The organism is Paenibacillus sp. FSL L8-0340 (genome assembly GCF_038593145.1).
In the GTDB taxonomy this organism is placed as follows: domain Bacteria; phylum Bacillota; class Bacilli; order Paenibacillales; family Paenibacillaceae; genus Paenibacillus_AQ.
The window spans coordinates 6,928,672-6,951,829 of the sequence record NZ_CP151967.1; the positions used below are offsets into that span (position 1 = coordinate 6,928,672).

Annotated in this window: 25 protein-coding genes and 1 riboswitch; all 25 genes read right to left on the reverse strand. The window is 51.4% G+C overall.

Going from position 1 to position 23,158, the window contains the following annotated elements; all coding sequences use genetic code 11:
• Positions 1-115 precede the first annotated feature (115 nt).
• The 25 genes from NST07_RS31765 to NST07_RS31885 all read right to left on the reverse strand — a co-directional run bounded on the left by NST07_RS31765 (position 116) and on the right by NST07_RS31885 (position 23,127).
• Positions 116-373, reverse strand: coding sequence for a DUF1146 family protein (locus tag NST07_RS31765; RefSeq protein ID WP_038597407.1), 258 nt, complete (start codon positions 371-373; stop codon positions 116-118).
• A gap of 196 nt (positions 374-569) precedes the next feature.
• Positions 570-986, reverse strand: a complete 417-nt coding sequence (locus NST07_RS31770) for a F0F1 ATP synthase subunit epsilon (protein WP_038597409.1) — start codon at positions 984-986, stop codon at positions 570-572.
• A gap of 65 nt (positions 987-1,051) precedes the next feature.
• Positions 1,052-2,449 carry a F0F1 ATP synthase subunit beta gene (gene atpD, locus NST07_RS31775; protein WP_341096812.1) on the reverse strand — a complete coding sequence of 466 codons (1,398 nt, stop codon included), beginning with the start codon at positions 2,447-2,449 and terminating at the stop codon, positions 1,052-1,054.
• Between the two features lie 119 nt (positions 2,450-2,568).
• On the reverse strand, positions 2,569-3,435 hold the full coding sequence (gene atpG / locus NST07_RS31780) for an ATP synthase F1 subunit gamma (RefSeq protein ID WP_038597413.1): 867 nt from the start codon (positions 3,433-3,435) through the stop codon (positions 2,569-2,571).
• 152 nt (positions 3,436-3,587) lie between these two features.
• Complete coding sequence (gene atpA / locus NST07_RS31785) at positions 3,588-5,099, reverse strand: F0F1 ATP synthase subunit alpha (RefSeq protein WP_341096814.1); 1,512 nt, start codon at positions 5,097-5,099, stop codon at positions 3,588-3,590.
• Between the two features lie 11 nt (positions 5,100-5,110).
• Positions 5,111-5,662, reverse strand: a complete 552-nt coding sequence (locus NST07_RS31790; protein ID WP_341380016.1) for a F0F1 ATP synthase subunit delta — start codon at positions 5,660-5,662, stop codon at positions 5,111-5,113.
• A complete protein-coding gene (gene atpF, locus NST07_RS31795; RefSeq protein WP_038597421.1) occupies positions 5,659-6,147 on the reverse strand; it encodes a F0F1 ATP synthase subunit B in 489 nt (162 codons plus the stop codon). The genes NST07_RS31790 and atpF overlap by 4 nt, the downstream gene beginning before the upstream one ends.
• A 97-nt stretch (positions 6,148-6,244) precedes the next feature.
• A complete protein-coding gene (atpE, locus tag NST07_RS31800; RefSeq protein WP_036699216.1) occupies positions 6,245-6,457 on the reverse strand; it encodes a F0F1 ATP synthase subunit C in 213 nt (70 codons plus the stop codon).
• 107 nt (positions 6,458-6,564) lie between these two features.
• Positions 6,565-7,332 carry a F0F1 ATP synthase subunit A gene (atpB, locus tag NST07_RS31805; RefSeq protein ID WP_341096819.1) on the reverse strand — a complete coding sequence of 256 codons (768 nt, stop codon included), beginning with the start codon at positions 7,330-7,332 and terminating at the stop codon, positions 6,565-6,567.
• 29 nt (positions 7,333-7,361) lie between these two features.
• The gene (locus tag NST07_RS31810; RefSeq protein WP_038597428.1) at positions 7,362-7,739 is read right to left on the reverse strand and encodes an ATP synthase subunit I; all 378 of its coding nucleotides are present in this window, start codon (positions 7,737-7,739) and stop codon (positions 7,362-7,364) included.
• Positions 7,732-7,965, reverse strand: a complete 234-nt coding sequence (locus NST07_RS31815) for an AtpZ/AtpI family protein (protein ID WP_052092354.1) — start codon at positions 7,963-7,965, stop codon at positions 7,732-7,734. Before NST07_RS31815 ends, NST07_RS31810 begins: the two co-directional genes overlap by 8 nt.
• Before the next feature lie 179 nt (positions 7,966-8,144).
• Positions 8,145-9,305, reverse strand: a complete 1,161-nt coding sequence (wecB, locus tag NST07_RS31820; protein WP_341096822.1) for a UDP-N-acetylglucosamine 2-epimerase (non-hydrolyzing) — start codon at positions 9,303-9,305, stop codon at positions 8,145-8,147.
• 66 nt (positions 9,306-9,371) lie between these two features.
• Complete coding sequence (gene upp, locus NST07_RS31825) at positions 9,372-10,001, reverse strand: uracil phosphoribosyltransferase (RefSeq protein ID WP_341096825.1); 630 nt, start codon at positions 9,999-10,001, stop codon at positions 9,372-9,374.
• Between the two features lie 457 nt (positions 10,002-10,458).
• Positions 10,459-11,709, reverse strand: coding sequence for a serine hydroxymethyltransferase (gene glyA, locus NST07_RS31830; protein WP_038597437.1), 1,251 nt, complete (start codon positions 11,707-11,709; stop codon positions 10,459-10,461).
• 86 nt (positions 11,710-11,795) lie between these two features.
• On the reverse strand, positions 11,796-12,449 hold the full coding sequence (locus NST07_RS31835) for a TIGR01440 family protein (protein WP_341096827.1): 654 nt from the start codon (positions 12,447-12,449) through the stop codon (positions 11,796-11,798).
• Between the two features lie 171 nt (positions 12,450-12,620).
• Positions 12,621-12,703: riboswitch (ZMP/ZTP riboswitch) on the reverse strand.
• Positions 12,704-12,753: 50 nt separating this feature from the next.
• Positions 12,754-13,341: a low molecular weight protein arginine phosphatase gene (locus NST07_RS31840; protein ID WP_341096830.1), complete on the reverse strand. Its 588-nt coding sequence runs from the start codon at positions 13,339-13,341 to the stop codon at positions 12,754-12,756.
• A gap of 48 nt (positions 13,342-13,389) precedes the next feature.
• The gene (locus NST07_RS31845; protein ID WP_341097805.1) at positions 13,390-13,962 is read right to left on the reverse strand and encodes a manganese efflux pump; all 573 of its coding nucleotides are present in this window, start codon (positions 13,960-13,962) and stop codon (positions 13,390-13,392) included.
• A 220-nt stretch (positions 13,963-14,182) separates the two neighbouring features.
• Entirely contained in the window at positions 14,183-15,466 is a 1,284-nt protein-coding gene (locus NST07_RS31850; RefSeq protein ID WP_342480754.1) for an L-threonylcarbamoyladenylate synthase, read from the reverse strand.
• A 130-nt stretch (positions 15,467-15,596) separates the two neighbouring features.
• Positions 15,597-16,346 carry a stage II sporulation protein R gene (gene spoIIR, locus NST07_RS31855; protein WP_231578348.1) on the reverse strand — a complete coding sequence of 250 codons (750 nt, stop codon included), beginning with the start codon at positions 16,344-16,346 and terminating at the stop codon, positions 15,597-15,599.
• Between the two features lie 108 nt (positions 16,347-16,454).
• Positions 16,455-17,666 carry an FtsW/RodA/SpoVE family cell cycle protein gene (locus NST07_RS31860; protein ID WP_341380018.1) on the reverse strand — a complete coding sequence of 404 codons (1,212 nt, stop codon included), beginning with the start codon at positions 17,664-17,666 and terminating at the stop codon, positions 16,455-16,457.
• A gap of 234 nt (positions 17,667-17,900) precedes the next feature.
• Positions 17,901-19,085: an FtsW/RodA/SpoVE family cell cycle protein gene (locus NST07_RS31865; RefSeq protein ID WP_342480755.1), complete on the reverse strand. Its 1,185-nt coding sequence runs from the start codon at positions 19,083-19,085 to the stop codon at positions 17,901-17,903.
• A 129-nt stretch (positions 19,086-19,214) separates the two neighbouring features.
• Positions 19,215-20,231, reverse strand: a complete 1,017-nt coding sequence (locus tag NST07_RS31870) for a HemK/PrmC family methyltransferase (RefSeq protein WP_342481996.1) — start codon at positions 20,229-20,231, stop codon at positions 19,215-19,217.
• Positions 20,232-20,256: 25 nt separating this feature from the next.
• Positions 20,257-21,324: a peptide chain release factor 1 gene (prfA, locus tag NST07_RS31875; protein ID WP_076109669.1), complete on the reverse strand. Its 1,068-nt coding sequence runs from the start codon at positions 21,322-21,324 to the stop codon at positions 20,257-20,259.
• A 236-nt stretch (positions 21,325-21,560) separates the two neighbouring features.
• The gene (gene ychF / locus NST07_RS31880; protein ID WP_341096841.1) at positions 21,561-22,661 is read right to left on the reverse strand and encodes a redox-regulated ATPase YchF; all 1,101 of its coding nucleotides are present in this window, start codon (positions 22,659-22,661) and stop codon (positions 21,561-21,563) included.
• Positions 22,662-22,836: 175 nt separating this feature from the next.
• Positions 22,837-23,127 carry a hypothetical protein gene (locus tag NST07_RS31885; protein ID WP_342480756.1) on the reverse strand — a complete coding sequence of 97 codons (291 nt, stop codon included), beginning with the start codon at positions 23,125-23,127 and terminating at the stop codon, positions 22,837-22,839.
• Positions 23,128-23,158: the final 31 nt, after the last annotated feature.

Here is a 23,158-nt window from a genome sequence, read left to right on the forward strand (position 1 = left end):
GCGCCCGATGTGCGGGCACGTTCCTTAAACTTCAGTGTTGACATAATAAAACCTTATTATTCGACACCTTTTTCGCATCCATAGACCTATACAGATATAACCAAACCCACTTGCATTAAAACACATTGCGAAGCAGCCCGCTCCAGCCCAGGTAATCCAGCAGAAACCCAGCCACGAAATGACCGAGGACGATAGCCAGCAACAGATGGAGCAGTCTTCCTTGAGGGCTCTTGGGATATCTTATGACCAAATCGAGCTTAAGGTTCTGAAGTGCCCACCAAGATAATACGACACAGAGCAAAGAAACGATCATTGAAACCAAACCGCTGGTACCGATCGCGCTGGATAAATCATCGTAGATCATTTGTTCCATGTTACCTCCCGTGTGAATGTTACTTGGAAATCGACTCTTATATCATACTTGCGCAGATGAAAAGAATCCAGTACTTTTACGAATTTTTAAACATTTCGCCCATTAAGCCCCAGGTTCATGACAATATGTTCATTTCTTACAGGTTTTTTATTCCAAAAAAAATGCAGCCAAGCTATAGGCTTGACTGCATTTGGTGCTACTGTTGTCCTTTTCCGGTGGACACTTTAATCCGTGTAACGGCGCGTTGCAGCGCCAGCTCCGCACGGCGGTGATCAATCTCATCCTGTTTGCTGCGGGTCTGAAGACGGCGTTGGGCCCGTTCTTTAGCCGCTTCGGCGCGTTCAACATCGATATCCTTAGGCAGCTCGGCACTTTCAGCCAGAACTGTCACCTTGTCTTTATGCACTTCTACGAACCCGCCATGAACGGCGATAGTGACGGAAACACCGTCCGATTTTACAGTGAGCGGAGCAACCTGAAGTGGAGTCACAAGCGGAATGTGTCCCGGCAAAATGCCCAGCTCGCCATTGACTCCCCGTACTGTCAGGCTGTTAACCTGTTTGGAGTAGACAAGACGCTCCGGCGTGACAATTTCCAACAAAAAGGTATTCACTTCCATTCCTCCTCAAAGCTTTACCCAGTAAAGCTCGCATCGAAAGCATGATCTAAAGCTCAGAATTACATGGATTTCGCTTTTTCGACCGCTTCTTCAATCGTACCTACAAACAGGAAAGCTGCCTCCGGAAGATCATCGTGCTTGCCTTCCAGAATCTCTTTGAAACTGCGAACAGTTTCTTTGATTGGCACATATTTGCCTTTAAAGCCGGTAAACTGCTCTGCCACGTGGAAAGGCTGGGACAGGAAGCGTTCAACTTTACGGGCACGGGCTACAATAACCTTGTCTTCCTCACTCAGCTCATCCATCCCCAGGATGGCAATGATGTCCTGAAGCTCGGTGTAGCGCTGCAGCAATTGCTTAACGCCTTGTGCGACGTTGTAATGCTCTTCGCCGACAATTTCGGGAGCCAGCATACGCGAACTGGAAGCCAGTGGATCCACCGCAGGGAAAATCCCCTTCTCGGAGATTTTACGCTCCAGGTTGGTCGTTGCATCCAAGTGGGCAAATGCCGTTGCCGGAGCCGGGTCAGTGTAATCGTCCGCCGGTACGTAGATCGCTTGAATGGAGGTAACGGAGCCTTTTTTGGTGGAAGTGATGCGCTCCTGCAATTGGCCCATTTCTGTTGCCAGCGTTGGCTGGTAACCTACCGCTGAAGGCATACGGCCGAGCAGTGCCGATACTTCGGAACCTGCTTGGGTAAAGCGGAATATATTATCGATAAAGAGCAACGTATCGCGGCCTTCCACATCACGGAAATACTCCGCCATGGTCAGACCGGTCAAGGCTACACGAAGACGTGCGCCCGGCGGCTCATTCATTTGTCCAAACACCATGGCCGTCTTCTTGATAACGCCAGAGTCGGTCATTTCATGATAAAGGTCATTACCTTCACGGGTCCGTTCACCAACACCGGCAAATACAGAAATACCGCCGTGCTCTTGAGCGATGTTGTTGATCAGTTCCTGGATAGTTACCGTTTTACCTACACCGGCACCGCCGAAGAGGCCGATTTTACCGCCTTTGGCGTATGGGGCCAGCAGGTCGATAACCTTGATCCCGGTTTCCAGAATTTCCGCTTGGGTCGACAGTTCATCATAAGTCGGGGCAAGACGGTGAATCGGATTCTTCTCTGCGACAACCTCAGCACCGTTATCAATAGGGTTGCCAAGTACATTAAATACCCGGCCGAGTGTAGCTGCGCCAACGGGAACCGAAATCGGTTCACCCTGGTCAATCGCGTCCAATCCGCGAACCAGACCGTCCGTGGACGACATGGCGATACAACGGACCAGATTGTCACCCAGGTGATTGGAAACTTCAAGCGTCAGATCAATAATGCGGCCGTTCTCCAAGCTGGTTTCAATCTTGATAGCGTTGAAAATCTTGGGCAACTGGCCGCGTTCGAATTCAATATCAACAACCGGACCCATAATGCTTACAACGCGTCCTTTGTTCATCTTCATTTCCCTCCTCGAAAGCTGTTACATTGAGAAGAAACGGCGTGCTGTTTTCAGGAGACTATGCCCCTGAAGCGAGCGGTACGTTGTATCGCTCTACGGCACCCGTTTCTTATAGATCAAGACTGCGCATTTGCTCCGGCAACGATCTCAGTAATTTCCTGCGTAATCGCGGCCTGACGGGCACGGTTGTACGTAAGTCTAAGGTCTCCGATCATTTTCGACGCGTTCTTAGTGGCACTGCCCATCGCTGTCATCTTCGCACCCAGCTCACTGGCTTTACCGTCCAGAATTGCGCTATAAATCAAAGTTTCGGCATATTTCGGAAGCAGCACTTGCAGTACGCCTTCCGGGGATGGTTCGTATTCATAGGCTGCACTTGCGCCTGTGTGCTCCTCACCCACTGCATCCATTGGGAGCAGACGGTCAACGGTTGGCACTTGGCTGATGGCATTCACAAACCGGTTATAGCAGATATAAAGCTCATCATATACACCTGTCTCAAACTGCTGAACCGCCGAGTAGGCGATCGACTTAATATCAGAGAATTTCGGTGTATCGGACAGCTCGGTAACTTCCTCTACAATCGGGTATTCACGGCGCCGCAAGAAATCACGGCCCTTACGGCCGATGACGAAAAGCGCATATTCGTCCTTGGAACTATGCCGCTCTGCCAGAAGCATCGTCACTTTACGCAGGATATTGGCATTGTATCCACCCGCGAGACCTCTATCGGAAGTAACAATAATATAGGCGGTCTTCTTCACGGGACGGCTGACCAGCATCGGATGCTGCAAGTCCTGTGTACCGGCAGCAATACTCGATACGACCTCTTTCAGCTTCTGTGAGTACGGACGGGCAGCTTCCGCTTTCTCCTGCGCTTTGCGCAGCTTGGAGGCGGCTACCATCTCCATTGCTTTAGTGATCTGTCTGGTGTTTTGAACGCTCTTGATTTGACGTTTAATATCACGCATACTTCTTGCCATGATTTCACCACCTTAAAGCTTTGACGAAGTCAAAGCTGACCTCGTAAGCATAACTGAGCTTTGAAGAAGTCAAAGCTAACTTCGTAAGCATATATCAGAGCTTCGGCAGAGCCAAAGCCCGTTTCAAAGCATGGGTAGACAGTTATTTGCGATTAGCTGGTCGCGAAGCCTCTTTTGAACTTCTCGATCGCTTCTTTCAGTGCTGTCTCGTTGTCTGCCGTCAAATCCTTCGTATCAGTGATGGATTTGATAATGCCGGCAGCGCTGCTCTCGACGAACGCCAGGAATTCCTTCTCGAAGCGTTTTACGTCTTTAACAGGAATATCATCCAGGTGGCCTTTAACAGCGGTATACAAGCTGAGCACCTGATGCTCAACAGACAACGGCTGGTTTACGCCCTGTTTCAGAATCTCCATCATACGGGCACCACGGTTCAGACGGGCTTGCGTAGACTTATCGAGATCGGAACCAAACTGGGAGAATGCCTGAAGTTCGCGGTATTGGGCCAGATCCAGACGGAGTGAGCCGGCAACCTTCTTCATAGCTTTGATCTGCGCTGATCCCCCTACACGGGATACAGAGATACCGACGTTGATCGCCGGACGCTGACCGGAGTTGAACAGGTCAGATTCAAGGAAGATTTGGCCGTCTGTAATCGAAATTACATTCGTAGGAATGTAGGCCGAAACGTCAGAGGCTTGAGTTTCAATGAAAGGCAGTGCGGTTAATGAACCACCACCCAGCTCATCGCTGAGCTTAGCCGCACGTTCCAAAAGACGGGAGTGCAGATAGAAAACGTCACCTGGGAATGCTTCGCGGCCTGGTGGACGACGGAGCAGCAGGGACAATTCGCGGTAAGCGGAGGCTTGCTTCGAAAGGTCATCATAAATGACAAGGACATGCTCACCTTTGTACATGAAGTACTCGCCCATTGCACAACCTGAGTATGGAGCGATATACAGCAGTGGGGACGGCTCGGAGGCCGACGCAGTTACAATAATTGTATACTCCAAAGCACCATGGCGGCGGAGTGTTTCTACAACCTGCGCCACTGTGGATTGTTTTTGACCAATGGCAACATAGATACATTTCATACCGTTGCCCTTTTGGTTGATGATTGCATCAATTGCGATAGCTGTTTTACCGGTTTGACGGTCACCAATGATGAGCTCGCGTTGTCCGCGGCCAATCGGCACCATCGCGTCAATCGCTTTAAGACCGGTCTGCATCGGTTCATGAACAGATTTACGGTCGATAACACCCGGCGCATTGTTCTCTACCGGACGGAATTCTGTCGTATCAATCGGACCTTTGCCGTCCAGCGGCTGGCCGAGGGCATTCACTACACGTCCCAGAAGGGCTTCGCCCACCGGTACCTGCATAATTTGTCCCGTACGTTTAACTTGATCGCCTTCACGAATCTCCGTATACTCACCCAGAATAACAACACCGACGTTGCTTTCTTCCAGATTGAGCGCCATGCCCACTACTCCGTTGGAGAACTCCAGCAACTCGCCTGCCATTGCGTTTTCCAGACCGTAGACACGGGCGATACCGTCTCCGACTTGAATGACGGTGCCAATTTCGGCCACTTCGATATCGGCTTTATATTGCTCAATTTGACTTTTGATCAAAGTGCTGATCTCTTCAGGTCTGATGCCCAATATCCTCACCCCTATCTTCTATGCTTATCGTTAAAAGATTTCTCGAGACGCTCCAGTTTGCCGGACAAGCTGCCGTCATACAGCGTATCGCCGATTACGACCTTAAGTCCGCCCAGTAGGCTCTTGTCCACGAGATTCGTAACACGAATCTTGCGTTTAGTAAGCTCGCTGAATTCTGCGGCCACAGTATCCTGCTCATCTTGATTAAGCGCATAAGCAGAGTACACAGTAGCATCGCCGATACCGAGGGCGTCTCCTTCAATTTTGATGTATGTTTCCAGCAGCTCAGCAAAAATATCGGTTCTGCCCCGCTCAACCAGCAATTCCACCATGTTCATCACCGTTGGAGAGAGCTTATCCTGAAATGCTGTGCGAAGCACCTTCAGCTTGTCGGACTTTGAGATGCGCGGTGCATGAATGAACCGTTTCACCTCTTGATCGAGATGCAGTACCTCGACTACTGTCTTCAGCTGTTCTTCCACTTCAAGCGTAATGCCTTTCTCCACCGCTGCACCGTACAATGCTCTGGCGTAGCGCCCAGCAACTACCGTATCGCGGCTCATGAGCGGCCTCCTACCTCTTTGAGGTATTGATCGACAAGCTGTTCCTGCTCGCCGTCAGCCTTGACTTCTTTTTCAAGCAGCTTGGAAGCAATGCGGACCGAAGCCGTTCCAAGCTCGCTGCGCAGGGCTTCCACAGCCTTGTTCTTTTCGTTGGAAATATCGCGGACAGCCTCGTCCTTAAGACGTGCAGCCTCAGCTTTAGCTTGATCCATAAGCCGGTCTGCCTGATTGCTGCTTGTGGCCTGGGATTGTTGAATGATCTGTTGTGCCTCTTGACGTGCCTGCTGCAGAGCCTGCTTCTGTTCTTCTACATAAGCGACCGCCTGCTCTCTGGTCTTAGCTGCTTCATCCATCTGCTGCATCACCAGTTCACGGCGTTTCTCCATAACTGCGAATAATTTGCTGAATGCAAATTTACTGAGCAGGAAGTAGAGAATTACAAATGCGGCAATTGAAAAAACTATATTCGTCCAAACTATAGTCACTGTGGTCACTCCTTTCCGTTACCGCGGTGTGCGGACATATACAAAAGTAAGGCGCGGATGGCACTTGCCCTCCCCGCCAAACCGTAAGAACGGTTTATTAAGTAAACATGATCAGGAATGCAATAACTGTTGCGGCGAGCGGAATTACTTCGACGATACCTACACCGATAAACATTGTTGTCTGCAGTGCGTTACGTGCTTCCGGTTGACGAGCGATGGATTCTACCGTTTTGCTGACGATCATACCGTTACCAAGACCTGCACCGAGTGCGCCCAAACCAACCGCGATTGCTGCTGCCAAAAATTCCATTTGTAAATATCCTCCTTTAATTTTGAATCATTTAGTATTTGTTTAATGATATAAAAATCTCCCGCGAAGAGTACTCCGGCGTCTGCCGCTTTCCTCACGGCAGTTCATTAATGTGCTTCTTCCTCGTGGATCGTCATCTGCGCGATGTACACCATCGTCAGAATCGTAAAGATAAACGCCTGAAGCGCTCCTACAAAGATACTGAAGCCTTGCCAGATTGCCAAGAATGGAATACTGAGGAATCCCAGCTTCAGAATAACCGTAATCAAAACCTCACCGGCAAAAATGTTGGCAAATAGACGGATGGCAAGCGCCACCGGCTTCGCCAGGTTCTCAATAATGTTCAGCGGCAAGAAAATTGGAAACGGCTCAATGTAGTGTTTGAAATAATGTTTACCATTCAGCTTAACGCCCAGGTAGTTCATCAATACAAACACGATGATCGCCAGCCCTGCGGTAACATTGATATCGGCAGTCGGCGATTTATACCACAAGATCTCCACATGCTCGCCATGCGCCAAGTTTTTGGTCGCTTCGATAACATGTCCGAAAATCTTAACCGGCTCATGGGCTTCAGTGATGAAGGAAAACGGCAGACCCAGGAGATTGGAGACAAAGATAAACAATATCAGCGTCAATCCCAGTGAAATGTAAGGTTTACCTTTCTTCAGGTCCATGGCACTGCTGATGACTCCCTGTACAAATTCCACCACCCACTCCATAAAGTTCTGAAGTTTGGACGGATTCTCAACGGACAGGTTGCGGACAGACATCATTACCAATATGAACACTACCAGCGAACTGATTAAAAGCATCAGAACAGCGGATAAATCAATCGGTATTCCGCCGAAATAGATTAATGGCATTTCATGCATAGTATCATCCCCCTTTCTCTTTAATCTGGCTACAGCTTATTCCTAATACCTAAATATATCCCCACAGGAATAGAGAGAAGCTGGGGAATGAACAGGCCGGCAATGGTTGCCTCCAGCGAGAAATGCTCGATCTTGACCGAGAACATGGTGACCAGAATCGCAAAACAGATCCGTGTAAGAAAACCAAGGCTGAATGCCTTCCCCTCGTGGTTTGCAGCCGACTTTGTTACCCGCCTTACTTTGGCGGCAAGATAACGAAAGTTGACCAATCCCGCTAACAAACCAAGCGCCATTCCCAGTGTCACGGTACGGGTCTCATGATGCAGTGCCCATCCCATTAACAATCCGGACATCACAACGAGAGTAATCCTGGTAACGGAATTGATCATGGGAGTCATATTATCCATTTTGCTCCCCCAGAAATTTTTTGATTAGCAGGACGACGTTAACGATCCCGAGAAGCATCCCGGTGATTGTACCGATGGCCAACCAGGATTTGGGGCCGTCCATCTGGTTCTGCAGCCATCTTGCCGCAAAAAAACCTATAATAATGTAAGCGGCAAGCAAAGTGCCTGCACTTCCGATGACTAAAGCGGTCCGTCCCAGTCCGGCTTCGTCCTTTTGTTCCTTCATAGGCTACAATCCCAACTAATTTTACTGAATATCCAGACTCTTTGTCAATTCATTGAAAATTGCTCAAAAGTGCTTGAAAACATGAAAATAATCACAGCAAAGCCTACCAAAACCATATAAACCGTACAGTTTCACTGTATGCTGTTTTTATTCACTTTAGTATATTAGTCGTTGTGCCTTTAATTTTTAGTTGTGAACATTCTGTGAAATTCCTCAGGACGCTCTTCAACGGCTCCAAAATGGTGCAAAATCGCATTGACAATTCTCTCGGAGGCTTTGCCGTCTCCATACGGGTTGGCGGCCCGGCTCATCGACTGATACAGATTCTGATCGGTCAAAAGAGCATGTGTCCGTTGATACACCTTCTCCTCGTCCGTTCCCACAAGCTCCAATGTTCCGGCTTCGATCCCTTCCGGGCGCTCGGTTGTATCACGCAGCACAAGCACAGGAACTCCAAAGGAGGGAGCTTCCTCCTGCAGGCCGCCGGAGTCGGTCAAAATCAGGTGGGTATGCGGATAAAAATTATGCAGATCAACGACATCCAGCGGATCAATCAGCTTAATTCTCGGGTGTCCGCCCAGTATCTCATGCGCTGGTTCCTTGACTGCCGGACTCGGATGCACGGGATAAACAATGGCTACATCTTCAAATTCATCAGCGATTCTTTTGACAGCACGGAAAATATGACGGTGCGGTTCGCCTTGAGATTCTCTGCGGTGCGCCGTCATTAAAATTAGTCTTTTTCCTGAAGCAAAATCCAGTACAGGATGCCGGTAGTCCGGCTGTACGGTATATTGAAACACATCGGTTACTGTATTGCCTGTGATATAAATGCTTGACTCTTTTTTGTTCTCGTGTCTCAAATTGCCTGCCGACAAATCTGTCGGAGCAAAGTGCAGATCTGCGAGGACTCCCGTGAGCTGGCGGTTCATTTCCTCAGGATACGGGGACAATTTATTCCAGGTCCGAAGTCCCGCCTCAACATGTCCTACTTGAATCTGCTGCAGGAAAGAGGCATAACTGGCCAGGAAAGTCGTCAATGTATCTCCATGCACCAGCACGAGATCAGGTTTGGCCTCACGCAGTACAGGTTCAAGCCCTTCCAGCACCCGAATGGTGATTTCATTCAACGTCTGGCGGTCCTTCATCACATCCAGATCGTAGTCAGGAGTGATTTTAAAGACCTCCAGCACCTGATCCAGCAGCTCACGGTGCTGCGCGGTCACACATACAACAGACTCGATGTGCTCGGGATGCCTGTTCAGTTCCAGGACCAGAGGCGCCATCTTAATCGCCTCGGGGCGCACTCCGAAAATCGTCATTACTTTAATTTTGGACATAACCCCCACCCTCTCTTCTAAAATAGATGCTTGTTTTACATTTATTCTATATTACTTCTCTAGAGATTATTTGGTTCCATATAACCGGTCTCCGGCATCGCCAAGCCCCGGAATGATATATCCGTGTTCATTCAGATGGTCATCCAGTGCTGCCACATAGATATCCACATCAGGATGGGCTGCTTGTACAGCGGCGACACCTTCAGGGGCGGCAATCAGATTCATCATCTTAATTTGGGTACAGCCGCGGTTCTTCAAAGAAGTGATTGCTGCAATTGCAGAGCCGCCTGTTGCCAGCATCGGGTCGATAACAATTAATTCCCGTTCCTGAACATCCGTAGGAAGCTTAATGTAATATTCGACAGGCTGAAGGGTTTCCGGATCACGGAACAAGCCGACATGTCCTACTTTAGCTGCCGGAAGCAGCTTCAGAACGCCCTCAAGCATTCCCAGGCCGGCCCGCAGAATCGGTATCAAGCCCAGCATTCTTCCTGAGATAACCTTGCCCTGTGTTTCGGCCACCGGCGTCTGCACAGTAATTGTCTCCAGCGGAATATCCCGCGTGATTTCGTAAGCCATCAGTGTAGCAACTTCATCGACATGCTCTCTGAATTCTTTCGTGTTGGTCCGCACATCGCGAATAAATGTTAGTTTGTGCTGAATCAAAGGATGATCGCAAATCACCAATTTTCCCATTTCTGTCCCTCCGGTAATTGTGAGTCTTGTTCGCCATAGAAAGCGCTTTTGCTTCTTCCGTGGCTAAATCCTGTCTATTATATCATCACCGGAGGCTCTTTTCACCTACGATGACTGAGTCCTTTTCATGGAAGCATAAACAAAGGCGAGCTATTCTTTCCAGTACAGTCAGGAAAATACGGGGTGCTTTGGAAATAGAGTGCGCTTTAGTTTGTTCTATTTGCTGCATTTAATACTATTCACATTTTTTTCACTTATTTTGTTGAAAACTCCATGAACTTTCATGAATATTTCATGACAACATCAGACTGTTTTCAATTCTAAGATGTGAACATTATGTCACATGAGGATTTTGCTTGTTTATTAACTTTCAAAAAAACCTCCGAAGCAGCCGGGATACCAGCGCAACGGAGGCGAAAGCTTTATGCTCAGATTAGTCTGATAGCAAAGTGGATATTTAGTACTGGAGACCCGGATAAATCGGGTATTGATCTGTAAGCTGGGCGACCTCACGGGCCGCTTCAGTCAATTTAGCTTCATCCTTCGGATTCTTCAGCACGTTTGCGATAATGCGGCCGATTGTTACCATAGCCTGCTCGTCCATACCGCGCGAAGTAACCGCAGGTGTTCCGATCCGGATGCCGCTGGTTACAAATGGGCTGGTAGGATCAAACGGGATTGCATTTTTGTTCACGGTAATACCGATGGAATCCAGTACTTTCTCCGCATCTTTTCCGGTAATGCTCAGATTGCGGGTATCCAGCAGCATCAGATGGTTGTCCGTACCGCCGGAGACGATGTTCACTCCTTCTCCGATCAGCGTCTCCGCAAGTACTTTAGCGTTCTTCACCACATTCTCGGCATAGGTCTTGAAGGATGGCTGCAGTGCTTCGCCGAAGGAAACTGCTTTGGAGGCAATCACATGCATCAGCGGTCCGCCTTGGGAACCAGGGAATACAGCTTTATCAATGGCCGCGGCCCATGGCTGTCTGCAGAGAATCATGCCTCCGCGCGGACCACGCAAGGTTTTGTGCGTTGTTGTAGTGACGAAGTGGGCATGCGGAACAGGACTCGGATGAACACCCGCAGCAACCAGCCCGGCGATATGAGCCATATCGACCATGAACAATGCACCTACGTCATTCGCAATGGAACCGAGTGCTGCAAAATCAATCGTCCGCGGATACGCACTTGCACCGGCTACAATCAATTTAGGACGGTGTTTGAAGGCGGCTTTGCGCACTTCATCGTAATCGATCAGGAATGTGTCTTCCTGCACGCCATAAGCAACAAAGTTATAAAGCAAGCCGGAGGCATTCACAGGACTGCCGTGTGTCAAATGGCCGCCATGCGCCAGGTTCATCCCCAGTACAGTATCGCCAGGATTCAGCGCGGCAAGATAAACCGCCATATTGGCCTGAGCGCCGGAATGCGGCTGCACATTGACATGTTCGGCGCCAAACAGCTGTTTGGCACGGTCGCGGGCCAGATTCTCCACGATATCTACATCTTCACAACCGCCATAGTAACGTTTGCCAGGATAACCTTCGGCGTATTTATTCGTGAGTACGGAGCCCATGGCTTCCATTACTGCTTCACTGACGATATTTTCCGAAGCGATAAGCTCGATGTTGGCACGCTGACGGCTTAGTTCCAGTCCCATGGCTTCCAGTACTGCAGGGTCACTCTTACGCAATTGTTCCATAATTTTTGATTTCCTCCCTAGTGCATTAGTTTATGTTGTACTTATTTAATCCCTGATTGTTAATGTATTGCTACAAGCTGCTGCCCTGCTTAATCGCAGAGCTGTGCACCACTGGTTTCCGGTGTACGGTATACCGCACGTTCGCCGCCGATAAGAGGCGGTCTGCTCCAGGCCGCATTGACTCTGGCCGAACCGATATAGCGCAAACTCGGGCGAAACGGAACCGCTACCCGGCGCAGATGCATGCCGATCAGCGTCTCACCGATGTCAATCCCGGCATGGGCTTCCACCGTTTCAGCCAAAACAGGGTCCGACATCGAGCGGTACGCTGCGGCAGCCATTGAACCGCCGGCTCCCGGTATCGGCACCGCCGAAACCTCCCTCAGTCCGAGCGACTCCAGCAAAGAACGCTCCATGACAAGCGAACGGTTCAAATGCTCACAGCATTGGTATACGGGATGAAACCCCCATTTATCAGCAACCTGGCGAACACCCTGCAGCAGTTGCTCTGCCACTTCAAGCGCCCCGCCGGTTCCAATCCGGACGCCGGCTACTTCACTTGTACTGACTCCGACGACCAGGATTTTTCCCGGCCCCAGCTTGCCGGCTTCCGCCAGTTCGCCTACGACTACTGCGGTGGCAGCAGCCAAGGAAAGCCCAGTCCCCGCCGGTTCCACCCCTTCCACGGCCGGACTGCCGGGAGCGCGTTCTTCCCAAGAGTCCTGCTTCATGACTTCATCCATCACTTCTGCCTCCTCAACGTTGACTGCAACTCATTTCAGGCCAAAACCGTTTTTTTACTGCAGAGGTACTGCTGCGCCACAGCAGGGAATGAATGCTGAAGGATAGTACGCAGCTTAAGCTTACATATATTTTAAACAAAAAAGAGCAGTCCGCAGGAAGCTGCGGATGTGCTCTTTTGCCCAGGCGACCGGCCGTTTATTCCAGTGCTCCATCGTGGTTTGATCCACATTTGTCGCCAGTTACACCGGAACCGGATAATATTTATTTCATCTTAAAGGAAAGGCTGCGAAAAATCAACCTTCTTTACAAACGGCGTAAGGATTCCAATTTATCGAGCAGATTGTAAAGAGCGGTACGGATTTCCGCCGCTGCCAGCTCATAATCCTCACGGGAACCGCCATAGGGGTCGGTAATATCAAAGCTTGGAATGCGCTGGCGGATCTCGATTATCCGCTGCAAATCGGTCGCCTTCGGCTCTCCGCCCAATGCTTTGCTTAGTTCCGCATCTGCATACAAGCTGTCCAGCTCTTGAATATCGCTATTAACCGCCTCTTCATCATGGACATATTCTTTCAAGGTATACGTCTTCGTAACCGCATTAGGAAAATATTGCAGCAAATGCCGTTTATGCCCGCCCGTCAGGGTCAGTACCAGATCCGCCCAGGACACCATCTCTGCGTTCAGCTGTGAGGAGATCATCTGATCATTAATACCCTCTTCCCGCAAGATTGCTCCAGCGTGCCTGGATATGGAAGTGCCGGAAATGGCGGATACGCCTGCAGACCGCACTTCCAGCTCGATTCCGCGTTCCTTCGCAAGTTTCCGCAGAAGCCCTTCAGCCATAGGACTGCGGCATGTATTCCCGGTGCAGACGAATAAAATATGCAGCATGCTTTCCACCTCCAAATATAATATAAATTAATTTTTACCGTTATTGTATCAGAAGATGAACAGCAATCCAAACGCCAGCAGGATCGCTCCTCCCAGCGCCTCCCCGTAATCGCCCAGTCCACGGCTGACCCGCCTGCCCAGCAGCAGACCGGTAATCGCCATGAACCCCCCGCAGGCGCCAAAAGCAAGAACAGTTAAAACTATGCTATTCACAAACATGCCAAGCGATACCCCAACAGAAAAGGAGTCAACGCTTACACTCAGTGAAATAAGCAGCATGCCCCAGAAGGTCTGGTGATCCATAGACCGCGTTCCAGCATGACCGGCCCGGAAAGAGTTGAACACCATATGTCCACCGAGCAGAATTAACAGCCCCCCGGCTGCAAAAGTGGTTACCTGGCCAAGCAGATGTCCCACATAGCTGCCGGTAAACAAGCCAAGCAGCGGCATCAGCACATGAAAAAAAGCAATAAGCAGGCTGAGCTGCAGCACATGCAAAAGACGGATGCCCTTCATCCCGATACCTACACCGAGCGAAAATGCGTCCATCCCGAGTGCGATTGCCATTATGGCAATCGTTACAAGCTGGCCCCAGCCAGCATATTCCCCTGCTATGCCCATGCTCATGCCCATACCCCCAAAGTCCGATAGTCTTGTACAACAACGATATGCGGACAAGACGGCAATCATGACTGAGCAGGAGAGGTTGGAGGCGGGAAACCGCTGGGTGAAAGGATTTTGGTTAAAAATAGGCGGCCGGGAGGGACTCGACCGGCATTGCCCTGGCCGGGGTGCCCATGCGGGACTTCAACGCAGGGCACTGTGTGAGCGGAGCCGGAATTTATCCGGCGTCGATCACGGATCCACCGGCTGCTTTCATCAGCCGGTTCATGATGGCTGCGCCGAGACCGGCCTCCGGGCAAGCCTCGGCCAGGATGTAGGTCGCTCCCGCTTCATCGAAGCGCCGCAACGCGGCATACAGGGAGCGCGCCCCTTCCTCCGGCGAGTCCAGCGAGCCGAGGGAAACGACGCAGGCGGCCGGAACGGCGGGATACAGGGCCCGGTGCTCCTCGAAGAGGAGCAGGCCCGTCACTTCGCCATTCCGCTGCGCCGCCTGCAGCAGATCTGCGGCGGTTTCCGCCACGCGCTGCGGGGAAACGCCGCGCACTACGCCCAGCCAGCCGTGCGGGGCGTAGTGCGTGTACTTCATGCCCGGCGCGCGCGGCGCCGGGCTGCCGTTACCGGCGGCCTGCACCGCGCCGGCAGGCTGGCCGAAGGCGGAGCCGGAGCCGGTACCGGCGTCCGCTTCGGCCCGGGCCGCGGACGGGCCGGCTGCAGCGCCGGCAAAGTCCACGGCAGCAGCCGGGGCGGTGTCCACAGCCCCGGCACCCGCAACCGCCGCCAGCTGCTCGGCGGTGATGCCGCCGGGACGGAGCACAGCGACCGTCCCGTCCGGCTGCACCTGCACGACGGTCGACTCCAGGCCGACCCCGGCTGCGCCGCCGTCCAGAACCCCGCCGATGTATCCGGCGAGGTCTTCCATCACATGGGCGGCCAGTGTCGGACTTGGCCGCCCGGAACGGTTGGCGCTGGGCGCGGCAACCGGGCAGCCGGCTGCGCTCAGCAGCGCGAGCGCAAGCGGGTGGTCTGGCATACGCACCCCGACTGTATCAAGCCCGGCCGTCACCAGCGGAGACAACACGCCGGGCCGAACCGGGAGTACGAGCGTCAGCGGACCGGGCCAAAATGCGTCGATCAATGCCGCGCCCACCGGATGCACTTCCGTCACAAGGTCATCCAGATCCGCCCGCTGCGCAATATGCACGATTAGAGGATTGTCGGAAGGGCGGCCCTTGGCCGCAAAAACCGCCTCTACTGCAGAGGTATTCCGGGCATCCGCGCCAAGCCCGTACACCGTCTCAGTCGGAAATGCGACCGTTCCGCCTTCGCGCAGCATGTCTGCAGCCGCCGTGATCGCCCGCTCATCCGCCTCACTCCGCAGCACCGGAGCCGCAGCCGGGTGATCCCCAGTTTCCTTTACGGAATCCAGTTCCCAGTAAACCGTATTCTTTATGTTTCCGCTCCGGCGCTGGGCCGCGAACGGGTAAACTTTCTGCTCTGTCATTTCTCATCACCTTATCATCTCTTTAAATCTCAAAAACGGCCCCACCAGGTGGGGCCGCAGCAAATCCGCTCAAGTTCATCCTATATCGTAACATATCTCGCAACCGCGAGCCAGAAAGACTAATATCTGCTCAAGACCATAATCCGCTGATCCAGCTCCAGAGATTGTGCAGCAGCTCCCAGATAAAGAACCGCACTTTCGGGGCCGAAGCTTGTTCATCTCCATTGCCATTCTCAGCTGAAACGGTTGTCACCTTGCCCGCTTCCGCAGCCTTCACCTTGGCTCCATCCTCCGCTCCAGCAGCGGAAACAGTCTTTGCTCCTTTGGCGGAGGCAGCCGCATCTCCTGAGCCTGCATCAATGAAGCATAACGGCGGAAACAGTACGCACCACCAGTTCTGCCCTTTGCCTGCACCGAGCGTAACCCGTACCGCTTCATATTCCCCGGCCGGATACACCGTACCACCGTACATTTTGGTCGGGAAAGGAACCACACCCAGTTCCACCTTATAGGTGTACTCAATCCCCCGCTTTTCCAGTTCGTCCGCGACAAGCGCATTGAGTTCCGGCAGATGGCCCCGGATCAATGTCCGCGCCTGCTCCAGGCTCTGGGGATCTTCCAGTTCCGCTACCCACTGGTTCATTTGTTCAACAATGGAGTCCCGGATCTGGCGTTTGACCAGCTGATCGCCCGTCATATCCGAGTTCGCCAGAATGCGCAAACGGATCGAATCCTGAGGAATAGTAACCTCCGCTATCGCCGCATCACTTTTTTGCCCTTCCCAGGCCATCATCAGGATCATAAAAAAACAAACTAAAATGGCAGTATACTTAACGGTTACGCGCAAGGAATCCTGTATTCCCGGTTTATTGACATCCATCTCCCGCAGCCCCTCTCCCTATGAAACTCTTATGTCCCTAGTATGTCCAGGGAAGAGAGGCTGCAAACCTAGCAATCTATTAATTTATAATTAGCAGATGGATATGCGCTATTTCACGAATGGAATCATGCTGTTTAATTTGCCGGCAGGGGCTGAGGGAGAGGCAAGCATCGGCAGATCCTCTTCCATATCCTGCCCGTATAAAAGCACACTCATGGCAATGCCCATGCTGGCCATATTAATCAGAATCGAGGTTCCTCCAAAGCTGATGAAGGGCAGGGTAATTCCCGTCAGCGGCATTAAACCGATATACGCCCCGATATTCTCCAGAATCTGATATAGCAGCATGGCTACAATCCCTACGATGAGAAACGGCCCTGCGCGGTCCCTGCTGACAAGGGCTATCAGAATCAACCGGTGAATCAGGATAAAATAGAGCAGCAGCAGTACAGCCGATCCAACAAATCCAAATTCCTCCGCGATCTGCACAAAAATCGATTCCGAATACAAATAAGGCACCATATTGTTCTGCACGGAGCTTCCCTCCAGGTATCCCTCTCCGCTCATCCCTCCAGAGGCAATGGCAATTTTGGCATTCCGGGTCTGATAACTCGCATCCTTGCTCGCCACATCGGGAACGAGCCAAGGATCGAAGCGTCTGATAAAATGATCGCGCCCGAGGGTTTCTTTAATAAAAACTACTGCTTGATCATGATAGTTAATATAGGTCAAAATAAAGCCGGCCGCCGAGCCGCCGATAATAAGCAGCCCAATCAGGGCATGTGAAAATTTAATATGGCCAATCCACAGGACGCCTAACAGAATTATGAGATAGCTCAGCGCATTGCCAAGGTCGTTCTGGCTGATGACGAGAAGAAAGGGCACCAGTGCGATCAGACTGAGCGGCACGACATCCCGCCAGAACAGCAGCTGATTTTTATTTTTGCGTACCAGCACGGCAGCCAGAAAAATAATCAGAATCAGCTTGAACAGCTCAGCCGGCTGAAAGCTTAATTCACCGACTCCGATCCACCCCTGGCCCCCGTTCTTCACCTTTCCAAAGAAGCTGACCATCAGCAGGATCCCAATGCCTATAATATAAATAAACAGCGCATATTTAACGAGCAGGCGGTAATCAAATATCATCAGCACGGCAAAGGAAACAAAACCCAGCGCATAAAATTTGATCATTCGAATATGCATTCCGCCCATGCCTTCTCTTCCCTGGGTGACACTATATATAGAAAAGATACTGATACACATCAGCAAGAGCAGAATAACAATGATGACGCCGTCAATTTTTTTGAGCCTTTGCAGCATAGGGCGAACTCCTTAAGTTATCCAGATTTTGGACTTATGTATTACATAACCACACAGTATAGCAGCCACTTATTCCCATTGTAAAACATTTTACAGCCCGGATACAATTTTATAGTTTAGGCCCATAATCTTCCTGATCACTTACACCCCCACTTCGAACCTAATCATAGAAAAAAAACCGCCGGAGTTCATCTGCACAGATGTTCTCCAGCGGTTTGTTATTTAGCAGCGAAACTATCCCTGCTTGGCAGGGGAAGGGTATAAAGTAGATATCGGCAAATCCTCCTCAACATCCTGTCCATGCAGCCGCACGCTCATGACTAGGCCAATACTGGCCATATTAATCATAAGCGAGGTTCCCCCGTAGCTGACAAACGGCAGTGTGATTCCGGTAAGCGGCATTAAACCGATAAAAGCCCCGATATTCTCGAAGATTTGATACAGCATCATTGCGACAATCCCTACAATCAGGAAAGGCCCGCCCCGGTCTTTGCACTCCAGCGCAATCAGGATCATCCGGTGAATCAGAATAAAATAAAGCAGCAGCAGCAGCGCCGAGCCGACAAAGCCAAATTCCTCGGCAATCGCAACAAAGATGGAGTCGGAATAGGTGTACGGCACACGGTCCGTCTGTACGGAAGTCCCCTGCATAAACCCTTCGCCGCTCATACCGCCCGAGGCAATTGCCAATTTGGCGTTTTTGGTATGATAACTCGCTTTGGCCGTTGCTTTATCGGGCACAAGCCAAGGATCAAACCGTTCAATCCAGTGTGAACGCCCAATATCGTCAAGGAACCCCTTAATCTCATCGTGATAGTGAATATAGCTCATAATCCCTGCGGTAGCAGCGCTGGCTATTACGAGCAGTCCAATGAGCGCATGTGAGAATTTGATGTTGCCGATCCATAGCAGCCCCACCAGAATCACAAGATAAGAAAGCGCGTTACCCAGGTCATTCTGGCTGATGACGATCATAAACGGCAGTAATGTAAGCAGGCCCAATGGTACGACATCACTCCAGAAGCGGAGTTTGTTTCTGTTCTTGCGGACAAGCACGGCAGCTAGAAAAAGAATCAGGATCAGCTTGAACAGCTCCGCCGGCTGCAGACTGAATCCTCCAAACTTAATCCAGCCCTGGGCACCATTCTGCTCTGCGCCCACAAAGCTGACCAGAACCAGAATTCCGATCCCTGTAATATAGATATACAAAGCGTATTTAACGAGTATCCGGTAATCCACAAACGTCAGTCCGACAAAAGCAATGATGCCGAGCACATAAAATTTGATCATCCGGAGATGTGCCCCGTCCAGTTTTTCCCTTCCATGCGTAACGCTGTATATGGAAAAAATGCTGACGACCATCAACAGCACTAGAATCATTACGATGACGCCGTCAATCTTTTTAATCTTCTGAAGCATATTCCGTCTCCTTACTCTGTACTGGTTCTTCCAGATTCATGCCTGCAGGGAAGTTCCGTCAAAATCTATTGTAAAGGAAGGGGCAGCAAAAATAAAATCCCATCTTCTAACACTTAACTTTCCTGCTTCCTATCGTGCGATGCCCAGCACATGGCGCGGAATTCCGGCAAGATCGTCAACGGTCACGATCTCGTTCCAGTGGCCCGCCGCCTTAAGCAGCTCGGCCACCTGCCCGGCCTGGCCTTGACCGAGCTCAAAGCCGACCAGCCGCGGCGGGGCCGGGAGCAGCGGCAGCTGCTCCATCATGCGGCGGTATGGGTCAAGCCCGTCATCGCCGCCATCCAGCGCGGTGCGCGGCTCATGTTCGCGCACTTCGCGCTGCAGCCCGGCGATGTCGCCGCCGGGAATATACGGCGGGTTGGAGACGAGAATATCCGTCTCCATCCCCGCAAACGGCTCGAGCAGATCGCCGAGCCGCAGGTCCACTGCCGTGCCGTGCCGCAACGCGTTGCGCGCGGCCACCGCCAGTGCGCCCGGCGAAATATCGCCGGCGCAGACCACCCACGCCGGCGCTTCCGCCGCCAGCGTGACGGAGATCGCTCCGCTGCCGGCACCGATATCGACGGCGGTCAGCGGACGGGCGGCGCGAGCGTCCCCTGCGCCGCTGCCGGGGCTGGCTTCTTTGCCGCCTGCCTCTGTGCCGGGTGCAGCCGCTTCAGCTCCGGCTGCACCGCCTGCATGCACGGAGCTGTCAGCAGCTACCCGCGTTTCTGCTCCTGCATTCACCATCCTATCCGGCCACAGCTCCGCCGCGTAGCGCAGGATGGCTTCGACGAGCAGCTCTGTCTCCGGCCGGGGGATCAGCACATCGGGCGTTACCTCAAAGGCACGTCCGTAAAATTCCTGCTCGCCAATAATATACTGCACCGGTTCCCCAGCCGCACGTCGGGTAATTCCGGCTTCCCAGGCATCCTTCACCGCTGCCGGAAAGGGATCAGCCAGCGCCATATAATACGCCGCCCCGCTCAGGCCCAGCACATGCTCCAGCAGAAGCTGCGCACTGCGCTGCGGCTCAACACATCCATGTCCGGCCAAAAAAGAAGAAGCCTCCGCAAAGGCTTCCCGGATGCTTTGCACGTAAGGCATGACATAAGAGTCGTGTTTCAAAGCATTATTCTCCTTTTTCCATCAATTCCGCTTGTTCCGCAATAGACAGTGCTGAGATAATCTCAGTAATATCTCCGTTCATTACTTGTTCCAGACGGTGCAGCGTAAGTCCGATCCGGTGATCGGTAACCCGGCTCTGCGGGAAGTTGTACGTACGGATACGCTCACTGCGGTCACCTGTGCCGACCTTGCTCTTCCGCTCGCCGGAATATTTAGCTTCCTCTTCCTGGCGTTTCAAGTCTGAGATCCGGGCACGCAACACTTGCAGCGCTTTTTCCTTATTGGAGTTCTGCGATTTACCATCCTGACAGGTAGCCACGATGCCTGTAGGAACATGGGTTACGCGTACGGCAGACTTGGTAGTATTAACGGACTGTCCGCCCGCACCACTGGAACAGAAGGTGTCGACACGGATGTCTTTATCATGAATCTCAATCTCAAATTCTTCAGCTTCAGGCATAACTGCAACGGTAGAAGTAGACGTATGGATACGTCCCCCTGATTCCGTCGTAGGAATACGCTGCACACGGTGCGCTCCACTTTCGAATTTCATTTTGCTGTAGGCACCACGGCCATTAATAAGGAAGATGACCTCCTTGAAGCCGCCAAGATCATTTGTATTCACATCCATCAGCTCTACGCGCCAGCCTTGTGCGTCTGCATAACGGGTATACATGCGGTAGAGATCGGAAGCAAACAGAGCCGCTTCGTCTCCGCCGGCAGCGCCGCGGATTTCCACAATTACGTTCTTCTCGTCATTAGGATCTTTAGGCAGCAGCAGAAGGCGGATCTTCTCCTCCAGCACGGTCTGGCGCGAGGACAGGTCGTCGATTTCCATCTTGACCATTTCCTTCATTTCATCATCGAGCTTCTCAGCCTGCATCATCTTTGCCGCTTCCAGCTCTTCCATTACATTCTTATATTCGGTATAAGCCTCAAAAGCAGGCTGCAAATCAGATTGTTCTTTGGAATAGTCCCTCAGTTTCTTACTGTCGTTTGCAACATCCGGGTCACAAAGCAGTTCACTGAGTTTCTCATAGCGGTCCGCCAGGGATTGCAATCGGTCCAACAAGGGAATTCACCTCTCCTGATTCAATTTCATATTCAATAAATAATGTTTACATTATTAGATACAATAAAAATAGATATACGACTTTATATTATACCACCGATTATGCCAATTGGCTACAGTGCCCCCGTATAGATTCGAGGGATTTTTATAAAAGGGAGCCATCCCGAGGTGAACATTCACCCCGAAATGGCTCCCCTTCTTGACGTTTAAACGCAAAGCAAGACTGTTTATACGTGTTATACGTTGAAACGGAAATGCATGACATCGCCGTCCTGTACCAGATATTCCTTACCTTCCAGACGCAGCTGTCCGCGTTCCTTGGCACCGTTCATCGAACCTGCGGCTACCAAATCAGCGTACGCTACAACTTCCGCCCGGATGAAGCCGCGCTCGAAGTCGGTGTGAATGACACCGGCTGCGCCAGGCGCTTTAGTACCGCGGCGGATGGTCCAGGCACGAACCTCTTGCACGCCGGCTGTGAAATACGTATACAATCCCAGCAGCTTGTAGGCTGCTTTGATCAGGCGGTTCAGACCGGATTCCTGCAGGCCCAGCTCTTCAAGGAACATCGCCTTGTCTTCACCTTCAAGCTCGGCAATTTCCGCTTCCACTTTGGCGCTGATAGGCACAACCTCTGCATTCTCGGCAGCGGCAAACTCACGGACCTGTTGGACATACGGGTTATTGTCGGCACTGGACACTTCATCTTCGCCCACATTCGCCGCGTAGAGCACCGGCTTCAAGGTCAACAGATGCAGATCGCGCACGATCAGGAGCTCATCATCGGACAATTCTACACTGCGTGCCGGTTTATCTTCGTACAGGGCTTCCTTGATCCGTTCCAGCAGTTCAACTTCCTGGGCATACTTCTTATCGCCGCCCTTGATATTTTTGCGGGACCGCTCAATCCGTTTCTCAAGGCTTTCCAGATCTGCCAGAATCAGCTCCAGGTTAATCGTCTGGATATCGCTGATCGGGTTCACTTTACCGTCCACATGCGTTACATTCTCATCCACAAAGCAGCGTACGACATGAACAATGGCATCCACTTCACGGATGTGGGCCAGAAACTTGTTGCCCAGACCTTCGCCTTTACTCGCGCCGCGCACAAGTCCGGCAATATCCACAAATTCAAAAGCAGTCGGAACTGTCTTGTTCGGCTGCACCAGCTCGGTCAGCTTATTCAGACGTTCATCCGGCACTTCTACAACACCGACGTTAGGGTCAATCGTACAGAAAGGATAGTTTGCGGATTCTGCTCCCGCTTGCGTAATTGCATTAAATAAAGTGGATTTACCAACATTTGGAAGTCCAACAATTCCAGCTTTCAAAGCCATTTATATGACAACTCCTATTTTCGGTTGTATTGATCGCCCGCATAATTACTGACTTGATCTAAACCATTATATATTAGAACAAAATCTCCAGCAACAGCGGATGTCCGGGGGATGTGTCAGATAAAGGGCGGTGGCAGCAGGCCTTTCGCTGCGCATGGCGGTTAAACGGCTGGCATTAGATCGCCGCGCTTATTGCCCTGAGGCAGCCACCAGTGCCTTCCGGATCGCTTCGTCTTTGTGCCAGTCTCTGTTTTTTTCCGGCATTCACAACAGCATCAAGCAAGGTCTTGAATTCATCATTTGCCGGTCCATCTGCAGTCAGACCAAGCACCACCGGAAAGTTGAGCACAAATAGGGACCCTACTTTCAATACTAATTCCCTGCTTCCCCAGAGCACTTCATTTTGAAGACATGCTCTAAAGACAATCATATTTTCCTTTTCATCCGAATTAATCAGATAAGTCACATTTTCCTAATCCAAAACGTTCTGGAGAATG